The organism is Paraburkholderia sediminicola (assembly GCF_046027825.1).
GTDB lineage: Bacteria > Pseudomonadota > Gammaproteobacteria > Burkholderiales > Burkholderiaceae > Paraburkholderia > Paraburkholderia sediminicola_D.
In genome coordinates, this window is the sequence record NZ_JAQQDU010000008.1 from 93,274 (window position 1) to 110,448 (window position 17,175).

14 protein-coding genes are annotated in these 17,175 nt (G+C 61.0%); 5 read left to right on the forward strand and 9 right to left on the reverse strand.

Going from position 1 to position 17,175, the window contains the following annotated elements:
• Positions 1–73 precede the first annotated feature (73 nt).
• Together PQQ96_RS06540 and betA are read left to right on the forward strand one after the other, a co-directional pair.
• Complete coding sequence (locus tag PQQ96_RS06540; RefSeq protein WP_408290149.1) at positions 74–1,600, forward strand: purine-cytosine permease family protein; 1,527 nt, start codon at positions 74–76, stop codon at positions 1,598–1,600.
• 43 nt (positions 1,601–1,643) lie between these two features.
• A complete protein-coding gene (gene betA / locus PQQ96_RS06545; protein WP_408290150.1) occupies positions 1,644–3,335 on the forward strand; it encodes a choline dehydrogenase in 1,692 nt (563 codons plus the stop codon).
• Between the two features lie 41 nt (positions 3,336–3,376).
• Here the strand turns inward: betA and PQQ96_RS06550 are convergent, their stop codons facing one another.
• The 4 genes from PQQ96_RS06550 to PQQ96_RS06565 all read right to left on the reverse strand — a co-directional run bounded on the left by PQQ96_RS06550 (position 3,377) and on the right by PQQ96_RS06565 (position 7,278).
• On the reverse strand, positions 3,377–4,621 hold the full coding sequence (locus tag PQQ96_RS06550) for a citrate/2-methylcitrate synthase (RefSeq protein ID WP_408290152.1): 1,245 nt from the start codon (positions 4,619–4,621) through the stop codon (positions 3,377–3,379).
• Between the two features lie 107 nt (positions 4,622–4,728).
• Positions 4,729–5,121: a VOC family protein gene (locus PQQ96_RS06555; RefSeq protein ID WP_408290154.1), complete on the reverse strand. Its 393-nt coding sequence runs from the start codon at positions 5,119–5,121 to the stop codon at positions 4,729–4,731.
• 26 nt (positions 5,122–5,147) lie between these two features.
• Positions 5,148–6,464 (reverse strand): MFS transporter, encoded by a 1,317-nt coding sequence (locus PQQ96_RS06560; RefSeq protein ID WP_408290156.1) that lies wholly within the window; start codon positions 6,462–6,464, stop codon positions 5,148–5,150.
• Positions 6,465–6,519: 55 nt separating this feature from the next.
• Complete coding sequence (locus PQQ96_RS06565; RefSeq protein WP_408290157.1) at positions 6,520–7,278, reverse strand: SDR family oxidoreductase; 759 nt, start codon at positions 7,276–7,278, stop codon at positions 6,520–6,522.
• 312 nt (positions 7,279–7,590) lie between these two features.
• On the opposite strand from PQQ96_RS06565, the gene PQQ96_RS06570 reads away from it, so the two are divergent.
• From PQQ96_RS06570 to PQQ96_RS06580, 3 genes are all read left to right on the forward strand, one after another.
• A complete protein-coding gene (locus tag PQQ96_RS06570; RefSeq protein ID WP_408290158.1) occupies positions 7,591–8,553 on the forward strand; it encodes a 2-hydroxyacid dehydrogenase in 963 nt (320 codons plus the stop codon).
• A 300-nt stretch (positions 8,554–8,853) separates the two neighbouring features.
• Positions 8,854–9,996 (forward strand): sigma-54-dependent Fis family transcriptional regulator, encoded by a 1,143-nt coding sequence (locus tag PQQ96_RS06575; RefSeq protein ID WP_408290160.1) that lies wholly within the window; start codon positions 8,854–8,856, stop codon positions 9,994–9,996.
• A gap of 81 nt (positions 9,997–10,077) precedes the next feature.
• Positions 10,078–11,880 (forward strand): NAD(P)/FAD-dependent oxidoreductase, encoded by a 1,803-nt coding sequence (locus PQQ96_RS06580; RefSeq protein ID WP_408290161.1) that lies wholly within the window; start codon positions 10,078–10,080, stop codon positions 11,878–11,880.
• A 180-nt stretch (positions 11,881–12,060) separates the two neighbouring features.
• Here PQQ96_RS06580 and PQQ96_RS06585 read toward each other — a convergent pair whose 3' ends face one another.
• The 5 genes from PQQ96_RS06585 to PQQ96_RS06605 all read right to left on the reverse strand — a co-directional run bounded on the left by PQQ96_RS06585 (position 12,061) and on the right by PQQ96_RS06605 (position 17,154).
• Complete coding sequence (locus PQQ96_RS06585; protein ID WP_408290163.1) at positions 12,061–13,518, reverse strand: MFS transporter; 1,458 nt, start codon at positions 13,516–13,518, stop codon at positions 12,061–12,063.
• 31 nt (positions 13,519–13,549) lie between these two features.
• Entirely contained in the window at positions 13,550–14,497 is a 948-nt protein-coding gene (locus tag PQQ96_RS06590; protein ID WP_408290165.1) for a D-2-hydroxyacid dehydrogenase, read from the reverse strand.
• A gap of 99 nt (positions 14,498–14,596) precedes the next feature.
• Positions 14,597–14,983 (reverse strand): VOC family protein, encoded by a 387-nt coding sequence (locus tag PQQ96_RS06595; protein WP_408236591.1) that lies wholly within the window; start codon positions 14,981–14,983, stop codon positions 14,597–14,599.
• 1 nt (position 14,984) lies between these two features.
• Positions 14,985–15,950 (reverse strand): hydroxymethylglutaryl-CoA lyase, encoded by a 966-nt coding sequence (locus PQQ96_RS06600; RefSeq protein ID WP_408290167.1) that lies wholly within the window; start codon positions 15,948–15,950, stop codon positions 14,985–14,987.
• 13 nt (positions 15,951–15,963) lie between these two features.
• Positions 15,964–17,154: a CaiB/BaiF CoA transferase family protein gene (locus tag PQQ96_RS06605; protein WP_408290169.1), complete on the reverse strand. Its 1,191-nt coding sequence runs from the start codon at positions 17,152–17,154 to the stop codon at positions 15,964–15,966.
• Positions 17,155–17,175: the final 21 nt, after the last annotated feature.

Below are 17,175 nucleotides of genomic sequence, written 5' to 3' on the forward strand. Positions count from 1 at the left end.
ACGAATGGGCGTTGCGGCCAGCATGCATGCCGGGTCAAACATTCCATCAACCTCTCATTGCAGCCAGGGGTACATGATGCAAGCAACAGACGAAGTAGTTAAAAGCACCGTGGTCGGCGTCGAGCACGGCGCTATTGAAGGTCATTCGATAGATTTTATTCCGGATAACGAACGAACCGACAGGTTATCCAGACAGGGGCCATTCTGGTTTCTGGGTAATTTCACTTTCTTTACGATGACGATCGGCTTTGTCGGTCCCAGCATTGGCCTGAGCGCGCTGTGGACCACGATAGCCGGCACGCTTGGCATCATGTTCGGCACCTTGTTCATGGCCTTTCACGGCTCGCAAGGACCGCATCTCGGCTTGCCGCAGATGATCCAGTCGAGAGCGCAATTCGGTTATCGCGGGGTCATCGTCGTCCTGTTGGCGACGCTATTCGTGTTTGCGGGATTCAACATCGTCAACCTCGTGCTGATGATGCAAGGTCTCAAAACACTGTTCAATTGGGACCCCATCAAGGTGGCGTTGGCTGTGACCGTGCCGGCTTCGGTTCTGGCGATTCTCGGCCACGACTGGATGCACCGCAGTTTCAAATGGGCGTTGTACCTGTCGCTGCCCCTCTACGGTCTGGTCACGGTGGCCGTCCTGATGCACTGGGTGCCGGACGTGCCCCTCGCCGCCGTCGCACCGGGCGCGACACCGACGCCACCGCTGGGCTTCAACTGGATTGCGTTCATTGCGCAATTCGCGGCCGCCGCCAGCTACAACATCGCTTACGCACCGTATGTATCCGACTACTCGCGCTACCTGCCGAAGAACACGCCGAGCGGCAAGCTGATCGCCGCGGTCTTCCTCGGCGCATCGCTGTCGGGCGCGTGGATGATCGCGATTGGCGGCTGGCTCGCGGACCATCTGCACGCGACCGATGTGCTGGTCGCCTTGAGTCAGGTGGGTAACGACCTGGCGCCGGGGATGGGCAGTGTTGTGGTCGGTGTCACGATTCTGGCGTTCCTGCCCGTCATCGCGATGAACATCTATAGCGCCAAACTGACGGCCATCACGGCACTCGATTCGTTCAAGAAAGTCCAGCCGACGCCCAAGGCGCGCATTCTGGCGATTCTCTTTGTCGTGATCCTTCAACTGGGTGTCGCGCTCAGCATCTACACCTCGGGTAAGGGCCTCTCCGTCCTGAATATTTACCTCGTGGTCATGCTGTATTTTCTGGTGCCCTGGACCGCCGTCAATCTGACGGACTACTTCTTCGTCCGCAGGGGGCGCTATGCCATTCCGCACTTTTTCATGCCTCACAACAACCTGTACGGGAAATGGGGCGCGCGCGGTCTGATCGCATACGCAATTGGCTTTGTCGCGATGATTCCGTTCTTCTGTGTGCTCGACGGTTCAAACGAAGTGTATGTCGGTCCGTTTGCCCGCGCGATGGGCAGCGTCGATCTGGCCTGGCTGGTCGGTCTGTTCGTCTCGGGCATCGCCTATTACGTGCTGTCGCGCTCGCTCGATCTGAAGTACGAAGAATCGGTCATCGCCCAAATCGAGAAGACCTCACCGCTGTACACGACTGGCGACAAAGGTCGCTACTGAAACACGGACGAACCCGTCAAGATCTGGAAATCAGGCAAATATCATGGCTACCGAACAATTCGATTACATCATTGTGGGCGCCGGCTCGGCCGGATGTGTGTTGGCCAACCGGCTCACCGAGGACCCGGCGGTCCGTGTTCTGGTGCTGGAATACGGCGGCAGCGATCGCAGCGTCATCATTCAGATGCCTAGCGCATTTTCGATGCCGATGAATACGTCGAAGTACAACTGGCGTTATCAGACCGCTCCCGAAGCCCATCTCAATGGGCGCCAGTTGCATTGCCCGCGCGGCAAGGTGCTGGGAGGGTCGTCGTCGATCAACGGCCTCGTCTATATTCGCGGACACGCTTGCGACTTCGACGAATGGGAGGAGCTGGGCGCGCGAGGCTGGGGTTATCGCAACTGTTTGCCCTATTTCCGGCGCGCGGAGACCTACAAGTTCGGCGGCGATCAGTACCGAGGCGCGCAGGGGCCGCTGTGCACCAACAACGGCAACAACATGGCGAATCCGCTTTACGGTGCGTGGATCGAGGCGGGGGCGGAGGCCGGCTACATCAAGACGGAAGACTGCAACGGTCATATGCAGGAAGGCTTCGGTGCGATGCACATGACGGTCAAGAATGGCGTGCGCTGGTCTACCGCTAACGCGTATTTGCGCCCCGCGATGACGCGACCCAATCTGACCGTGGTGACGAATGCGATGACACGTCACGTGATTCTCGAGGGCAAGCGCGCCGTCGGGGTCGCGTACGATCAAGGCGGAAGCACGCATGTCGCGCGATGCCGTTCCGAGGTACTGATCGCCTCGGGGCCGATCGGCTCGCCCCACTTGCTGCAACGCTCCGGAATCGGGCCGGCCGATGTGCTGCGTAAGGCGGGAATCGAGGTCAGGCATGACCTGGCCGGCGTCGGCGAGAACCTTCAGGATCACGCGGAAATCTATATTCAGTACACGTGCAAGGAGCCTGTCACCCTCAACTCTAAAATGGACCCGTTCAGCAAATTCATGATTGGATTGCGCTGGCTGTTGTTCAAGGATGGTCTCGGCGCCAGCAACCATTTCGAGGCGGGCGGATTCATCCGCTCCGAAGCGGGTTTGCGCTGGCCTGACATTCAGTTCCATTTCTTGCCGGCCGCCATGCGTTATGACGGTGACAAGCCGTTCAAGGGGCACGGGTTCATGGTGCTGACCGGGCCGAACAAGCCGAAGAGCCGAGGCCACGTGCGAGCGGTGTCAGCCGATCCGTATACGCATCCGGAGATCCGCTTCAACTACCTGGATCGCGAAGAGGACCGCGAAGGATTCCGGCGCTGCGTACGGTTGACCCGGGAGATCATTGGGCAGCCGGCGATGGACCGCTTCCGCGATGTCGAACTCGCGCCTGGGCCGGACGTGCAGACGGATGAACAGATCGATGCGTTCGTCAGGGCGAATCTTGAAAGCACGATGCATCCGTGCGGTTCGTGCCGCATGGGGGAAGACGATAGGGCTGTGGTCGATTCCGAGTTGCGGGTTCGGGGCATCGAGGGCTTGCGCGTCATTGATTCATCGGTATTTCCGACTGAACCCAATGGCAATCTGAACGCGCCGACCATCATGCTGGCGGAACGTGCGTCCGACCTGGTTCGCGCGGTGTCCATGCTGCCCGCTTCCGACGCTGAAGTGGGCCTCGCAGAAGGATGGGAAACGCGGCAGCGTACCCATGCGCCGACCCGGGATGTGCATATCGGGTAGGGTGATTGCGGGCGCTGAGGGCGCTCTGACGACGCGCCGTCTTAGCCCTCAACCGCCTTGAAAACCCGATTCTTGTCGAGCGTGGCCGCATCGAGCGTATTGTCGGCGCCTTGCGCGGGCAACGTCGGGCTGGCGTCTTCCAACGCGAGCCCGGTATAGCGGCCTCGTGGCCGTATGACCTTACCCACGCGGAGCTGCTCGATACAATGCGCGAGCAGACCCACGCTTCTGGCCGTTGCGAACAACGCGAACGACGCATCGCGTGGCAACGCCAGTTGGGCCGCCAACGCAGCAAGCGCAACGTCGATATTCGGCTTGAGCCCGGTCAGTTCAACCACCTTGTTGATGAACGACGTGAGCTCTTGAGGTGGATTCAGCGCGTCGAGCAATGCGGCCGCCCGCGTGTCGCCATCCGGATACAGATGATGTCCGAACCCCGGGATGGGAATAGCCGACTGCAAGTGATGCGCAACGACGTGCTCCGCACCGAGTCTTTCGACGTCGTCGAACACGGCTCGCACGCGTCCTGACGCATCGCCATGGAACGGGCCGGAGAATGTCGCGAGTCCAGTGAGCAGGCATCCCGGCAGCGATGCACCGGTGGAGGCAGTAATCCTCGCCGCGAACGCCGAACTCGTAATTTCGTGGTCGGCCACAAGGACCATGGCGCGGCGGATGAGTTGCGCGCCATCGCGGTCCTGGCCCCAACCGAGCGCGAGCCGTTCATGCGTCTTTTGTGCATTCGCGTCACGTCGCGCGCCAAACGCCTGCGCGATCAGCGCCACGAGCCGGCCAGCCTCGACATGCAGTGCGCTGTCCGTGCGGCCGAGGGTAGAGAGCCCGCTAGCCGCGAGCGCCGCCAGCGATGTGAACGCGCATTGCCTGCCTCGCTCGCCACCCTGTAGCGTCAGGTCACCGGTTTCGAAGGAAACGGGCGCGCGCGCATTCCAGAGAAGGGTCGCCACGTCCTCAAGTGTCGCCGTGTCCGAAAGCCGGATGCTATCCCGCCCCCGGTAATACGGGCGCCCTTTTGAAAAGGTGGTGATGCTGCTGTAAATGCAGGGCTCCGCACCGAATATGGTCCCGGCGGCGAGCGCTTCGCGCTTGCGTCCCACCTGCTTTTTGCGGCACAGACCGGCGACGTCCTCCGCACGATAGAGGCTCTTGCGCGGATCATGTGGATCCGGCATGACCGCGATGGTGCCTCGGCTTACGTACGCATAGATAGTTTGCGCTTGCACGCCGAGTTGTCGGGCCGCTTCAGTCAGCGTGATCCAGTTTCGCATGGGATGGCAGGCAAGGTCATGCAGCGGCACGGGGCAGCAGGGGCGTTGCGATGCGATCGCGCCTTGCAGCAGGGTGCGACCGATCCAACGTCCATATTGACGTTTTCTCAGGTAAAAGTCATCTCGGCGGGTCGCCGCTCCAGGATCTCAACCAGAATGTCGCCTGGCGATCGCACGAAGCAGGCTCTGACGCCGGGGCGAATCTGCTTGACCGGCTCGACGATTTCCGCGTTGCAGCGCAGCAGATGCTCGAACGCGGCATCGAGATCGTCCACAACCACGCCGAAATGATCGATGCCCTGCTTTTGCTCGCCATGTGGAGGCCGGGCGGTTTGGGCGCTCGGCAGCGATGTGATGAACAGGTTGATGCCGCCGATGCGCAAATCCACTCGCCCCGGGCGGCGCACGATCTCGGCGCTCAGGCAGCGCGCAAACCATGCGGCGGTGGCTTCGGCGTCCGCCGAGCACAGTTGCAGATGATCCCACTTGAATTCAATCATTCGATTTCACCAGGTAGTTGAACGCGTCACAGTTCTATGCGGGAAAGCTTCCCCAGCAGCACGGAGTAAGAGAGCGCGCCGAGCAGGCATATCGCGCCCATCAGGTTGAGCGCCCAATAGAAGTGGCCGGTGTGATGGGTGATGTAGCCGATCATGAGCGGTGTGGTGACGGCCGCGATGTTGGCCGCGAGGCTGGTGATACTGCTGGTCAGTCCCACGTATTGTCGAGGCGCGATTTCGGAGACGGCGGCCCACGACATCGAGCCGATTCCCTGCGCGAAGAACGCGATCGTCAGGATGGCGATCACCCCCGCGTTCGACTCGACGAAATTGACGAGCATGATCGACGCGCCGAGCAGCGTGCCGATAATGAGCGGCGTCTTGCGCGCAGTGGAAATCGACACCCCGCGCCGGATGAAAAAGTCCGAGAGGAAACCAGCAAGGAGAATGCCGACCGTCGCGCCGATAAAAGGAAGTGCCTGGAAGATCCCGACGTTGATCATCGACATGTGACGCGCTTCGATCAGATAGGTCATGAACCACGTGGTGAAGAAGACCAGCAGGGTGTTGTTGCAGAACTTGCCCAGGCAGATGGCGATGATCTGTCGGTAGCCGAGCAGCTTGAGCGCCATACGCCAATCGAACTTTTCGCGGGGCTTGCGTGCCGCCGTTGCGCCTTCATTGATGTATTGCAACTCGGCTGCATTCACGCCCGCGTGCCGATGCGGATCGCGATAGACCCCGTACCACAGAAGACTGAACAGAATACCGACGCCTCCCGTCACGAAAAAGACCGAACGCCAACCGTACGCAGCGGAGATCCACAGCAACAAGCCGGTGAACAAGGGCGTCCCGATGTATTGGCCCATGACATATACGCTGGTCGCGAAGCCACGTTCCCGGGCCGGAAACCACAATGTCACCGCGCGCGCGTTTGAAGGAAACGCCGGCGCCTCCATGGCGCCGATGGCGAGCCGCGATCCGAGCAACATGTGATAGCCGCTCGCGAAACCCTGCGTCAACGTGGCGAATGACCAGCCGAGGAGGGACAGTCCATAGGCGAGGCGCGAGCCGAGAATGTCGGTCAGCACGCCGCCGGGCACGAGCGCAATGGAATAGGCCAGCCCAAATCCCGCAAACAGTTCGCCCATCTCCATCTTGTTGAGCGCAAGGCCCTTCGAGAGGCCCGGCGCCACGATGCCCAGCGCTGACCGGTCGACATAGTTGAGGATGGTTGCCGCGAGCAACATCGAGAGCACGACGTACCGCACCCTGGAGCGTTTCGTGGTATCCGCGTAAACCGGGTTTCGAGCCGGCAATGTGTGTTCCTCTACGGCTTTCATCGGTGTCTCCAGAACATGCGCCAGTTGTCTTTTTTATAGTTGGCGCAAAGGTGATTTATCCGCGGCCGACGAACGGCATCGCGGTCGCCATAATGGTCATGTTGAGAACGTTGGCCTCGAGCGGAAGACTGGCCATGTGCACGACCGCATTCGCCACGTGCGTCACATCCATTCGTGCTTCGGGCGCCAAGCGTCCATCCGCTTGCAGTACGCCGCGGTTCATGCGTTCCGTGAGTGATGTGGCCGCATTGCCGATATCGATCTGGCTGCAGGCGATATTGAATGCGCGTCCGTCCAGCGCGATCGATTTGGTGATGCCGGTGACGGCATGTTTCGTTGCCGTATAAGCGATAGTGTTCGGCCGCGGCGAGTGGGCTGAGATCGATCCGTTGTTGATGATTCGTCCGCCTTGAGGGGACTGTGCTTTCATCAGGCGATAAGCAGCCCGTGCGCACAGAAAGACGCCGGTCAGATTGGTGGCCACGACATCGTTCCAGAAATCGACCTCGTAGTCTTCCAGGGGGACGGCCCCCGCGTTGCGGCCCGCGTTATTGAAGAGCACGTCGAGCCGGCCGAATGTCTCGGCGATCAGCGAAAACGCGTGCTCGACCGAAGCGGCGTCGGCAACGTTGGCCTGGAATATCTGCGCTTCTCCGCCGGCCATGCCGATTGCCTCTTTCGTTTCCAGCAACGGCTCGGCTCTGCGCCCGATCAGCGCAACGGCGAATCCAGCGTTGGCGAGTGCCACGGCGGTGCTGCGGCCGATGCCGGAGCCGGCGCCCGTAACGGCTGCGAACTTTTTCGATGCAGGCATTTCACTTCCCCTCGACAATTCAATTGAACACAGGAAGGAGAGTTGCATTCGCGCAATGCGGTGAGCAATCTTGATTCATTGAATCAACATCTGGGGGCTTTGCCGGTGGGGATCACACCAGGGTTTTCCTGATGCGCGCGATTGCCGGCAGCGAGAGGGAGGAGGGTCGCGGAACGAAACGAGGCACAACGCGCAGGCGCCGCGAAGAATAAGGGGTGAATCATTACCCAGGAGTTGATTCATCCAATCAACATTGACGGTCCGGTCTGCGGTTTCGTAGTCTCTCGACGTCTGCCCATCAAAGGAAAAATCATGTCGGAAGATAAACGCACCAGGCTGTTGATTGCGCGAAAAGTCCCCACAGCCGTGGCGAGTCGCGCCGAGGCCGAATTCCATGCCTTCGTGACCGAGTCCGATATGGACTCCTGGTCTGTCGTCGACTTCTGCACGAAGCACGATGTGCCGGCGGTATTGATCGGGAAGAAGTCGGGTTTGCAGGCGGAGCACATTGCCGCGCTGCCCTCGACGGTCAAGATCATTGCGAACGCGAGCGCGGGCGTCGATCACATGGACGTGGCGGCTGCCCGCGAAAGAGGAATCGTCGTCACGAACGCACCCGATGCATTGACCGAATGCACGGCCGATTTCGCCATGCTGCTTGTTCTGGCGGCCTGCCGGCGCGCGTCGGAGTACGAACGAATCATGCGCAATGGATGGGGGAAGTCGTTCGGCATGACCGAGATGCTGGGCACGCGAGTGAATGGCAAGACGCTTGGCATCGTCGGATTCGGGCGTATCGGCCGGGCGGTCGCGAAGCGTGCGCAGGCTTTCGGCATGCGCGTGATCTACACGGACATCCGCCCTGCGGTGCCGTCGCTGGAGAATGGCGCAACGTTTTACGCCAGCCTCGACGACATGCTGCCGCATTGTCAGGTGCTCACGCTGCACGTGCCGGGAGGGGGCGTTCCGCTGATGGGGAAAAATGAGTTTGGACGCTTGCCCGCGGGCTCGGTTTTTGTCAACGCGGCGCGCGGCGGCCTGGTGGACGAAGACGCGCTCTATGAAGCCCTGACTTCGGGTCATCTGTTCGGTGCGGGTCTGGACGTGTACCGCAACGAGCCCAATGTGGACAAGCGCTTCGCAGCGCTCGACAACGTGTTCCTGACGCCCCATATGGCCAGCGCCACGATCGAGACCCGCGACCAGATGGGCTTTACGGCGCTAGACAATGTCGCCGCTGTGCTGGATGGGCGGCCCGCGTTGAATCCGGTCTGAGGCTCGCCCCCCGAACTGGAGCTTGCAGTGCACGCGCGGCCAGGCATGTGTCAACCGCGCGCCAGCCGCAAACCGCCCGATTCGGGAGGTCGAACTCGCCGTTCGCGACACGCGGCCGTATCCACGTTTTCGCTACTCCTGAAATCAAGTCACAATCAGTCCCCACAACGAAAAAAGACTGAGACAAACGTCTCATCCGGTCCGATGCTGCACTGCAATGTGCTTCTCTGGAACCTGCATGCTAAAAGTCATCCTGAGCGCGCTACATAGCGACACGCGCCGAGCTGACCGGAGACATGCATGCCCTATGTTCCGCAAGTGAGACACATCGACCGGATCCGCAGGTTGATTGAAGGCCGGATGCCTGAACGCGGCGGTGACGCCACGCGGCTGGTTTCATCGTATTGGCGCTCGCTCGAGCAATATCACCTCGATCCTGGCCTGACAACGGGTCCGCGCATTCTGACCACGCCGGAATTACGCGATGTACAACACCGGGAGGAATCGGTTCTGCGGGCGTCAGGAGAGTGTCTGTCGCGTCTGCATGAAACGGTGCGCGAAGCGGACTACTGCGTCATGCTCACCGACGCGCAGGGCGTGACCATCGATTATCGCGTTGACCGGGATCGGCGCCACGACTTCAAGCGAGCGGGGCTCTATTCAGGCTCCTGCTGGTCGGAGCAGGAAGAGGGAACCTGCGGCGTCGCGGCCGTGCTGCTCGACTCCCAACCGATCACGGTTCACAAGACCGATCATTTTCGTGCAGCCTTTACCACCTTGACCTGCAGCGCCTCGCCCATCTTCGGGCTGGAAGGCGAGTTGATCGGCGTACTGGATGCCTCGGCGATCCGCTCGCCAGATGAACGCGAAAGCCAGCGTCTGATCAACCATATCGTGCGCCATAGCGCGCTGTTGATCGAGGACAGTTTCTTTCTGAACGCGACCACGCGTTGCTGGGTTGTGCTGGCGCACCGGAATCGCCACTACGTGGAAGCCCAGCCGGAAATTCTGATCGCCTTCGACGCACGCGGCAATGCGGTCGCGGCGAATCGCCGGGCCAAAGAGTGCGTGCCGGGTCTTGACCGGCTGCCGCGGCCTGTCTCCGAGCTATTCGAAGTTCGCGCCGAACGTCTGCTGGATGTCAGGCCCGGGCGCGACATGGTCTCGATGAAATTGGTGGGCAGCGGCTCGCCGCTTTATGCGCGCGTTCGTCCACCCGTTATTCGCGCGCAACGGCAAGCGGCGCCGAAGCCCAGGGATCCCGTCCCGCAGGCGCAACCCACACTCACCGATATCGACGCCCTTGAGCGTGATCGCATCGTCGCCGCCCTGACGGATGCGAAATGGCATCCGGACGAGACAGCCAAAACCTTAGGCATCTCGCGCGCGACGCTTTACAGACGGATCGCGAAGTTCGGCATTGTCCCGCCTCACCGGCGATAGCGGTCCACGGTTATCCAGCGGGCAAAGAACCCGCGCATTACTTCGACGTTTCATTAATCCGTATCGAATGGAGGAGCAACCATGCCTGAAAATAATGCAAGCCAGACTATTACCCATGTTCTGGAGTCCATGGAGTCAGCGCTAAAACGCGGTGATACGGCGGCGGCCGTGGCGTTGTTTCAACCGGAGTGCTACTGGCGCGATCTGGTTGCTTTCACCTGGAACATCAAAACCATGGAGGGTCGGGATCAAATCCGCGCCATGCTCGACGCACAACTCGACGCCGTCAAGCCGACCAGGCTGAGGGTTGCCGAAAATGAAGTGCCGACCGAATCCGACGGCCTGGCACAGGCGTGGATCACGTTCGAAACGGACGTCGCCCGAGGCAGCGGCTTTATCCGCGTGAAGGATGGCCTGATCTGGACGCTGCTGACCACCATGGGTGAATTGAAGGGCCATGAGGAGCCCAAAGGCAACCGGCGCCCGATGGGCGCGGAACATGGCGCACGCATGGATCGAACGAGCTGGAAGGAGCGTCGCGAAGCCGAAGCAGAAGCGCTGGGTCGTGCGGAACAGCCCTACTGTTTGATTGTGGGCGGAGGGCAGGGTGGGATTGCGCTGGGCGCGCGTCTGCGCCAACTGGGTGTGCCGACGATCATCGTCGATAAGAATCCCCGTCCTGGCGATCAGTGGCGCAACCGCTACAAGTCACTGTGTCTGCACGATCCGGTCTGGTACGACCATATGCCCTATTTGCCGTTCCCGGATAACTGGCCGGTTTTCACGCCCAAGGACAAGATCGGTGACTGGCTTGAGATGTATACGAAAGTCATGGAGTTGAACTACTGGGGTTCGACGATTTGCAAATCTGCGAAATACGACGAGGCGAAGGCTGAATGGGTGGTCGAAGTTGAGCATGACGGCGAGACGTTGACGCTGCGGCCAAAGCAGCTTGTGCTGGCTACGGGCATGTCGGGTAAGCCGAATACCCCGTCATTTAAAGGCATGGATGTGTTCAAGGGCGAGCAGCATCATTCGTCGAAACATCCGGGACCCGACGCGTATAAGGGCAAGAAGGTGGTGGTGATCGGCGCGAACAATTCGGCGCATGATATCTGCGCAGCGTTGTGGGAGGCGGGCGTCGACGTCACGATGGTTCAGCGTTCGTCCACGCATATCGTCAAGTCGGATTCGCTGATGGAACTCGCGCTCGGCGATCTGTATTCCGAGCGCGCGGTGGCGTCAGGCATGACGACGTCCAAAGCGGACCTGACGTTTGCGTCGATCCCGTACAAGATCCTGCACACGTTTCAGAAGCCTGTCTTCGACGCGATCAGGGAGCGCGACGCGGCGTTTTACGACCGTCTGGAAAAGCGGGGCTTCATGCTCGACTTTGGGGATGACGACTCAGGGCTCTTCATGAAATATCTGCGGCGCGGGTCGGGTTACTACATTGATGTGGGCGCCGCTGACCTTGTCGCGGACGGCAAGATCAAGCTGAAGAGCGGCGTTGATGTGGTCGAACTCAAAGAGCATTCCGTCTTGCTAAGCGACGGCACCGAGCTTGAGGCGGATCTCGTCGTCTATGCAACCGGCTACGGTTCGATGAACGGCTGGGCCGCCGATCTCATCTCGCGTGAAGTGGCGGATAAAGTCGGCAAGGTGTGGGGGCTGGGATCGAATACGACGAAGGACCCGGGCCCCTGGGAAGGCGAGCAACGGAACATGTGGAAGCCGACGCAGCAGCCGGCCTTGTGGTTCCATGGAGGTAACCTGCACCAGTCACGCCACTACTCCCAGTATTTGTCGCTGCAACTGAAGGCGCGCATGGAGGGTATTGCGACGCCGGTTTATGGCCTGCAGGAAGTGCATCACCTTTCCTGACGTCGGCACTTGGTCGATGCGCGCGGCTCTCCGATTCCGGTACGACGATTACCGGATAGGGCGTGCCGCGCATCGCCACCACGATAGTCGCAATACCGTTGCCGATGAGACTGATCAGCGCGCGCCGCCTTTCGAAATAGAGCAGTACACACCGAGCACCAGAAAAAGACGAGAAACGGCTTAACCTGGATTGATCTCATCCTGGCTTCGCCGTGTAGTGCGAGGGCCGAGAATCCGCAGCGTGATAGCCACGACCAGCAGCGCAGCCGCGATGATGCCGAACATGGCGCCTGCTCCTTGCTGGTTCAGTACGGGGAGCAAGATGAACGGCAGCATGCCACTAACGATGCGGGACAACGAATAAGTACTGCCGATGGCAGTTGAGCGCACGCTGGCTGGAAAGATCTCAGACTGGTAGACATGATACGCATTGCTGAATACGTTCGATGCACAGGTTGTCAGAACGCCAAAGAGAACGATCAGCGCCGAGTTGTTGGAATAGGCAAAACCCAAGCCAAAAACTGCCATGGACAGGATGGCGCCGATAACCAGCGTACGGCGTTCTATCCAGTTGAGTAGCGGAATCGAAAGCAAAGATCCGACGGGATAGCCGAGGAACGACAGCGCGATAAACAGCGTTCCGTCAGTGACGTCAAAGCCACGGCTTTTCACCACCGTGCTGGCCAGTGTGCCAAAACCGTAGTAGCCAAATCCCTGAAGCAGATGGAAGATGGTCAACATCAGGTAGCGTTTGTTGTAGGGCGGCCGGCGCAACAAGGCAACGCGCTCGCCTAACGTCATCGGATTCCGCTTGACGGTCGCTTCAGGCGTGATTACTGACACCGTAACCCCGGCACTGGCGGCGAAGCGCCGCAGCATGGCGTGAGCCTCCTCGACGCGACCTTGCGCCAGTAGCCAACGCGGGCTTTCGGGCAACTTGTGTTGCACAAGCAGAACCAGTACTGCACCCAGGCTGCCGATAACCAGAATAACGCGCCAGCCGGCCGCGGCGCCAAAGTGCAGAGGGTTGAGCCAGAGCGCCAGAAATCCAACCAGTGGTACGGCGACATACGACGTGGTGTAGGCCCATGCGGCCATTCGCCCGCGACGTTCCTTGGGCAGGATCTCTGACAGGAAGCTATCGGCGACGGGATAGATCGCACCTACGCCAATACCGGTGAGGAAGCGGCAAACCACGAGCATCTCAGCGTTGACCGAGAATGCGCCGACCAGTGAGAAGCCGCTGTACCAGATCAGATTGAATAAGAAGGCCTTGCGCCGGCCGATCCGGTCGGCCATGCTGCCCAGAAAAAATGAGCCAAAGAACATGCCGATAAAGGCCGACGCCAGCAGCAGCTTAAAGTCCGTGCTGTGTCGATCGATACCGTACTCCCCCTGCAAAGCCGTGCCGATCGAGCCGACAAGGAAAATTTCGAACATGTCGAAGAACAAGCCTATGCCGATCACCCACACCACAAATCGGTGTAGCGACCCTGCGGGCATGTTATCCATCCAGCCGCCCAACGTGGTGGCTTTAGCGTGAACGGCGTGTGCGTCGTCGGCAGCGCCCGGTTCGGATGAGGAAATGCGCGAATGGGCGGACGCACTTCCACCCACGTCCAGATTGCTGGTGTTCATCTTGTCTCCGTGTCTTTGGTCGCAGGTCGGCTTATGCGCCGTTCACCACGTTGATCGGCGCGCCCTGATGGAACGCGGCGAGGTTTGCTTCGATGCCGGCATTGAGCCGGTTCGCGGCGTTCGTCGCCGCCCAACTGATGTGCGGCGTGACGATAAGGTTGGGATGTGTGCACGTGAGCAGGGGCTCACGCGCACCGGGTGGTTCCTGCGGGAGTACGTCGAGCGCGGCGCCGCCCAGGTGGCCGCTCATGAGCGCCTCGACAAGCGACGCCGAATCGACAAGACCTCCGCGGGCGCTGTTCACGAGCAGTGCGCCACGTTTCATGGCGCAAAGCGTGGGTGCGTCGATGAGGTTGCGCGTCGCCTCCGTCAGCGGGCAGTGGAGCGAGAGCACATCGGCGGATCGCACCACGTCGTCAAATGGCGTGAAGCCTTCGCGAACCGTCGGCTGTCCGCGATGCTCCGCGAACATCACATTCATGCCGACCGCGTGAGCCAACCGTGCGAGCGCATTCCCGATTGCGCCGCGCCCGACAATGCCGAGCGTCGAACCGGCGATGTCGAGGATCGGCGCACCGTGCACGCAGAAATGCGCTGACCCCGGCCAGGCGATGCGGGCGGCTTCACGATAAGCGAACAGATTGCGCCGCAACGCGAAGATCGACGCGAGCGCCCACTCGGAGACGCTCTGTGCCGAATAGCCCGGCACGTTGGACACAATCACGCCGAATTCGCGGCAGGCGTCGATATCAATGCAATCGAAACCCGTCGCTGCGATGCAGATAAAGCGCAGTCTTGGCAGACGTTCCAGATCGGCCGCACGGATGGGCACTTTGTTCGTGATTGCAATGGTCGCATCTTCGAGTGCATGGACCACGTCGACGGCGCGCGTGGCCGGGCGAACGGACCATTCGCTCGCCCAGGCCGGCGCGGTGAGCGGTGTGGGCAAGGTGCCGCTGTCGAGCAGGACGATGTTCATTGAACCCCCGTGGGCAGCGTGGGCCGCAAAGCCACGCTGATCGGTTCGCTGAAGGGCATGTGAAAATTGCCGGTTCGTGAATAGCGGGGCGTCATCACATCACCCGATCAGCTCGGATATCTCGATCAGATTCAGATCGGGATCTCGCACATAGACGGACCGAATCTTCTGCGTGGCACCGGTTCGCGCTACCGGCCCTTCGACAATCGGCCATTCGCAGCGCGCCAGATGCGCGATCACCTCGTCGAGCGGCACGGTGGCGATGAAGCACAGATCGAGCGCGCCCGGAACAGGAACATGGGCCTTCGGCTCGAATTCGGCGCCACGCACGTGGACGTTGATCTTCTGATTGCCGAAGCGAAAGGCAATACGTCCTTCGCCAAACGTCTCGAGTTGCATCTGCATGACCTCGGTGTAGAACCGCTTCGTTGCAGCAAAGTCGACGCAGGTGAGGACGAGGTGATCAAGGTGGTCGATGAGTGCCATGTCATGCTCCTGATGAAAATGCGCGTTGTTTCGGCAGGCCGTCAGCCGCGATGCAAGGCTTCGAATGCAGGTCGAGGCGCCGTCCGGCCTTGAGCAACTGGCTCGGCACGTCGTGGCCGATCAGTCCAGGAAGCAGGGCGGAGGCGGATAGCACGGCAGCGAGATCCACGCCGGTGTCGTAGCCGTCGAGTTCGAGCATGTGCACCAGTTCCTCGGTGCAGACGTTGCCTGTCGCACCTGGCGCGTAGGGACATCCACCGAGACCACCGAGCGACGCATCGAAACGGTCGATGCCGGTTTCGAGCGCGGCGAGCGTGTTGGCGAGCGCCATGCCGCGCGTGTTATGAAAATGCAGCGTGAGTTCGAGCGCGGCGAAGCGCTCGCGCGCGGCGGCGCACAGCGCGCCAACCTGCGATGGGTAAGCCATGCCCGTGGTGTCGCACAACGTCACGCCATGCACGCCGAGATCGGCGAAGCGCTGCATCCAGTCCAGTACTTCAGCCTGGTCGATATCGCCTTCCATCGGGCAACCCATCGCGGTGGACAGCGATACGTTGATCGCCACCTTCGTTTGCCTGACCTCGCCGATCACGTCGCGCAACTGGGCGAACGACTGCTCGCGGGTCATGCGCAAATTTGTGCTGTTGTGGCTCTCACTCACCGACATCACGAGATTGACTTCATCGACACCGCACGAGAGTGCACGCTCGGCGCCGCGCAGGTTCGGAATGAGGACGGTATAGACCACGCCGTCACGTCGCGCGATCCGCTGCATCACGGCCTCGGCGTCGCGCAAGGCGGGAATCGCCTTCGGCGAGGTGAACGAGGTCACTTCGATCTTGGCGTAGCCGCACGCACTCAGACGATTGATCAGTTCGATCTTGGCGTCGGTGTCGACGAACCTCGCCTCGTTCTGGAAGCCGTCGCGTGTGGCGACTTCCTGGATATACAGACGCTTGCCGCTCATGCTGTGCTCCTTGTCAGATGATGCCGCGGGCGCGCCAGGCGTCGCGGGTCGTGCTGTCGATGCCGAGGTTTTCCAGCACCTCGTCGGTGTGCTGGCCGAGCGTGGGCGCGCGGGTGTTCACCGCGCCCGGTGTCGCGCTCAGCTTGGGGACGATGCCGGGCACCTGCACCGGCGTGCCATCGGGGAGCTGGGCGTCGAGAATCATGTCGCGTGCGTGGTAATGCGGATCGCTCGCAATGTCGGCGACGTCATAGATTTTTCCGGCGGGAATGCGGGCTTCATTGAGCGCCGCGAGCACGTCGTCGAGCGTACGGTGGTGGGTCCAGTCGGCGATCGCGGCATCCAGCCGCTCGACGTTCTTTACGCGGCCATCGTTTTGAGCGAGTGCGGGATCGTCGGCAAGGTCCTGACGGCCGATCAGCTCCATCAGGCGCCGGAAGATGCTGTCGCCATTACCCGCGATCAGCGCATATTTGCCGTCGCTGCAGCGATACGCGTTCGACGGCGCGATCCCCGGCAGGCTGCTGCCCGCCGGCTGACGCACGGTGCCGAACGCCGAGTACTCGGGCAGCAGGCTTTCCATCATGTTGAAAACCGACTCGTAGAGCGCGACGTCGATCATCTGGCCCGTACCGCCGTTCTGGTCGCGATGGCGCAACGCGAGCAGGATGCCGATTACGCCATGCAACGCCGAGAGGGAATCGCCGATGGAAATGCCCACGCGCACCGGCGTGCGGCCGGCTTCGCCGCTCAGATGCCGCAAGCCGCCCATCGCTTCGCCGATGACGCCGAAGCCAGGGCGATCGCGGTAGGGGCCGGTCTGCCCATAGCCGGACACGCGCAGCATCACGAGGCCAGGATTGATGGCATGCAGTTCGTCCCAACTGAGGCCCCATCCTTCGAGTGTGCCCGGACGGAAGTTTTCGATCAGAACGTCGCTCTGCGCGACCAGTTGGCGAGCGACGTCCTGGCCTTCGGGCGAACGAAGATCGAGCGTGACGGATTCCTTGTTGCGCGATTGCGCCGCCCACCAGACGGAGGTGCCTTCATGCAGCAGGCGCCATTTGCGCAGCGGGTCGCCCGTGCCGGGTGGTTCGATCTTGATGACATGCGCGCCGAACTCGGCGAGCATTTTTCCAGCGAAGGGGCCGGCGATGAGCTGGCCCATTTCGAGCACGCGAACGCCTTCCAGCGGCTTCGTCATGGTTGTCTCCTTGCAAACGTC

What these genes read in the sequence shown, in the direction of transcription:
- PQQ96_RS06590 (WP_408290165.1), bottom strand. Translation starts at nt 14,497, where the DNA reads ATGAACATCGTCCTGCTCGACAGCGGCACCTTGCCCACACCGCTCACC.
- PQQ96_RS06555 (WP_408290154.1), bottom strand. Translation starts at nt 5,121, where the DNA reads ATGATTGAATTCAAGTGGGATCATCTGCAACTGTGCTCGGCGGACGCC.
- PQQ96_RS06565 (WP_408290157.1), bottom strand. Translation starts at nt 7,278, where the DNA reads ATGCCTGCATCGAAAAAGTTCGCAGCCGTTACGGGCGCCGGCTCCGGC.
- betA (WP_408290150.1), top strand. Translation starts at nt 1,644, where the DNA reads ATGGCTACCGAACAATTCGATTACATCATTGTGGGCGCCGGCTCGGCC.
- PQQ96_RS06540 (WP_408290149.1), top strand. Translation starts at nt 74, where the DNA reads ATGATGCAAGCAACAGACGAAGTAGTTAAAAGCACCGTGGTCGGCGTC.
- PQQ96_RS06580 (WP_408290161.1), top strand. Translation starts at nt 10,078, where the DNA reads ATGCCTGAAAATAATGCAAGCCAGACTATTACCCATGTTCTGGAGTCC.
- PQQ96_RS06585 (WP_408290163.1), bottom strand. Translation starts at nt 13,518, where the DNA reads ATGAACACCAGCAATCTGGACGTGGGTGGAAGTGCGTCCGCCCATTCG.
- PQQ96_RS06605 (WP_408290169.1), bottom strand. Translation starts at nt 17,154, where the DNA reads ATGACGAAGCCGCTGGAAGGCGTTCGCGTGCTCGAAATGGGCCAGCTC.
- PQQ96_RS06560 (WP_408290156.1), bottom strand. Translation starts at nt 6,464, where the DNA reads ATGAAAGCCGTAGAGGAACACACATTGCCGGCTCGAAACCCGGTTTAC.
- PQQ96_RS06550 (WP_408290152.1), bottom strand. Translation starts at nt 4,621, where the DNA reads ATGCGAAACTGGATCACGCTGACTGAAGCGGCCCGACAACTCGGCGTG.
- PQQ96_RS06575 (WP_408290160.1), top strand. Translation starts at nt 8,854, where the DNA reads ATGCCCTATGTTCCGCAAGTGAGACACATCGACCGGATCCGCAGGTTG.
- PQQ96_RS06595 (WP_408236591.1), bottom strand. Translation starts at nt 14,983, where the DNA reads ATGGCACTCATCGACCACCTTGATCACCTCGTCCTCACCTGCGTCGAC.
- PQQ96_RS06570 (WP_408290158.1), top strand. Translation starts at nt 7,591, where the DNA reads ATGTCGGAAGATAAACGCACCAGGCTGTTGATTGCGCGAAAAGTCCCC.
- PQQ96_RS06600 (WP_408290167.1), bottom strand. Translation starts at nt 15,950, where the DNA reads ATGAGCGGCAAGCGTCTGTATATCCAGGAAGTCGCCACACGCGACGGC.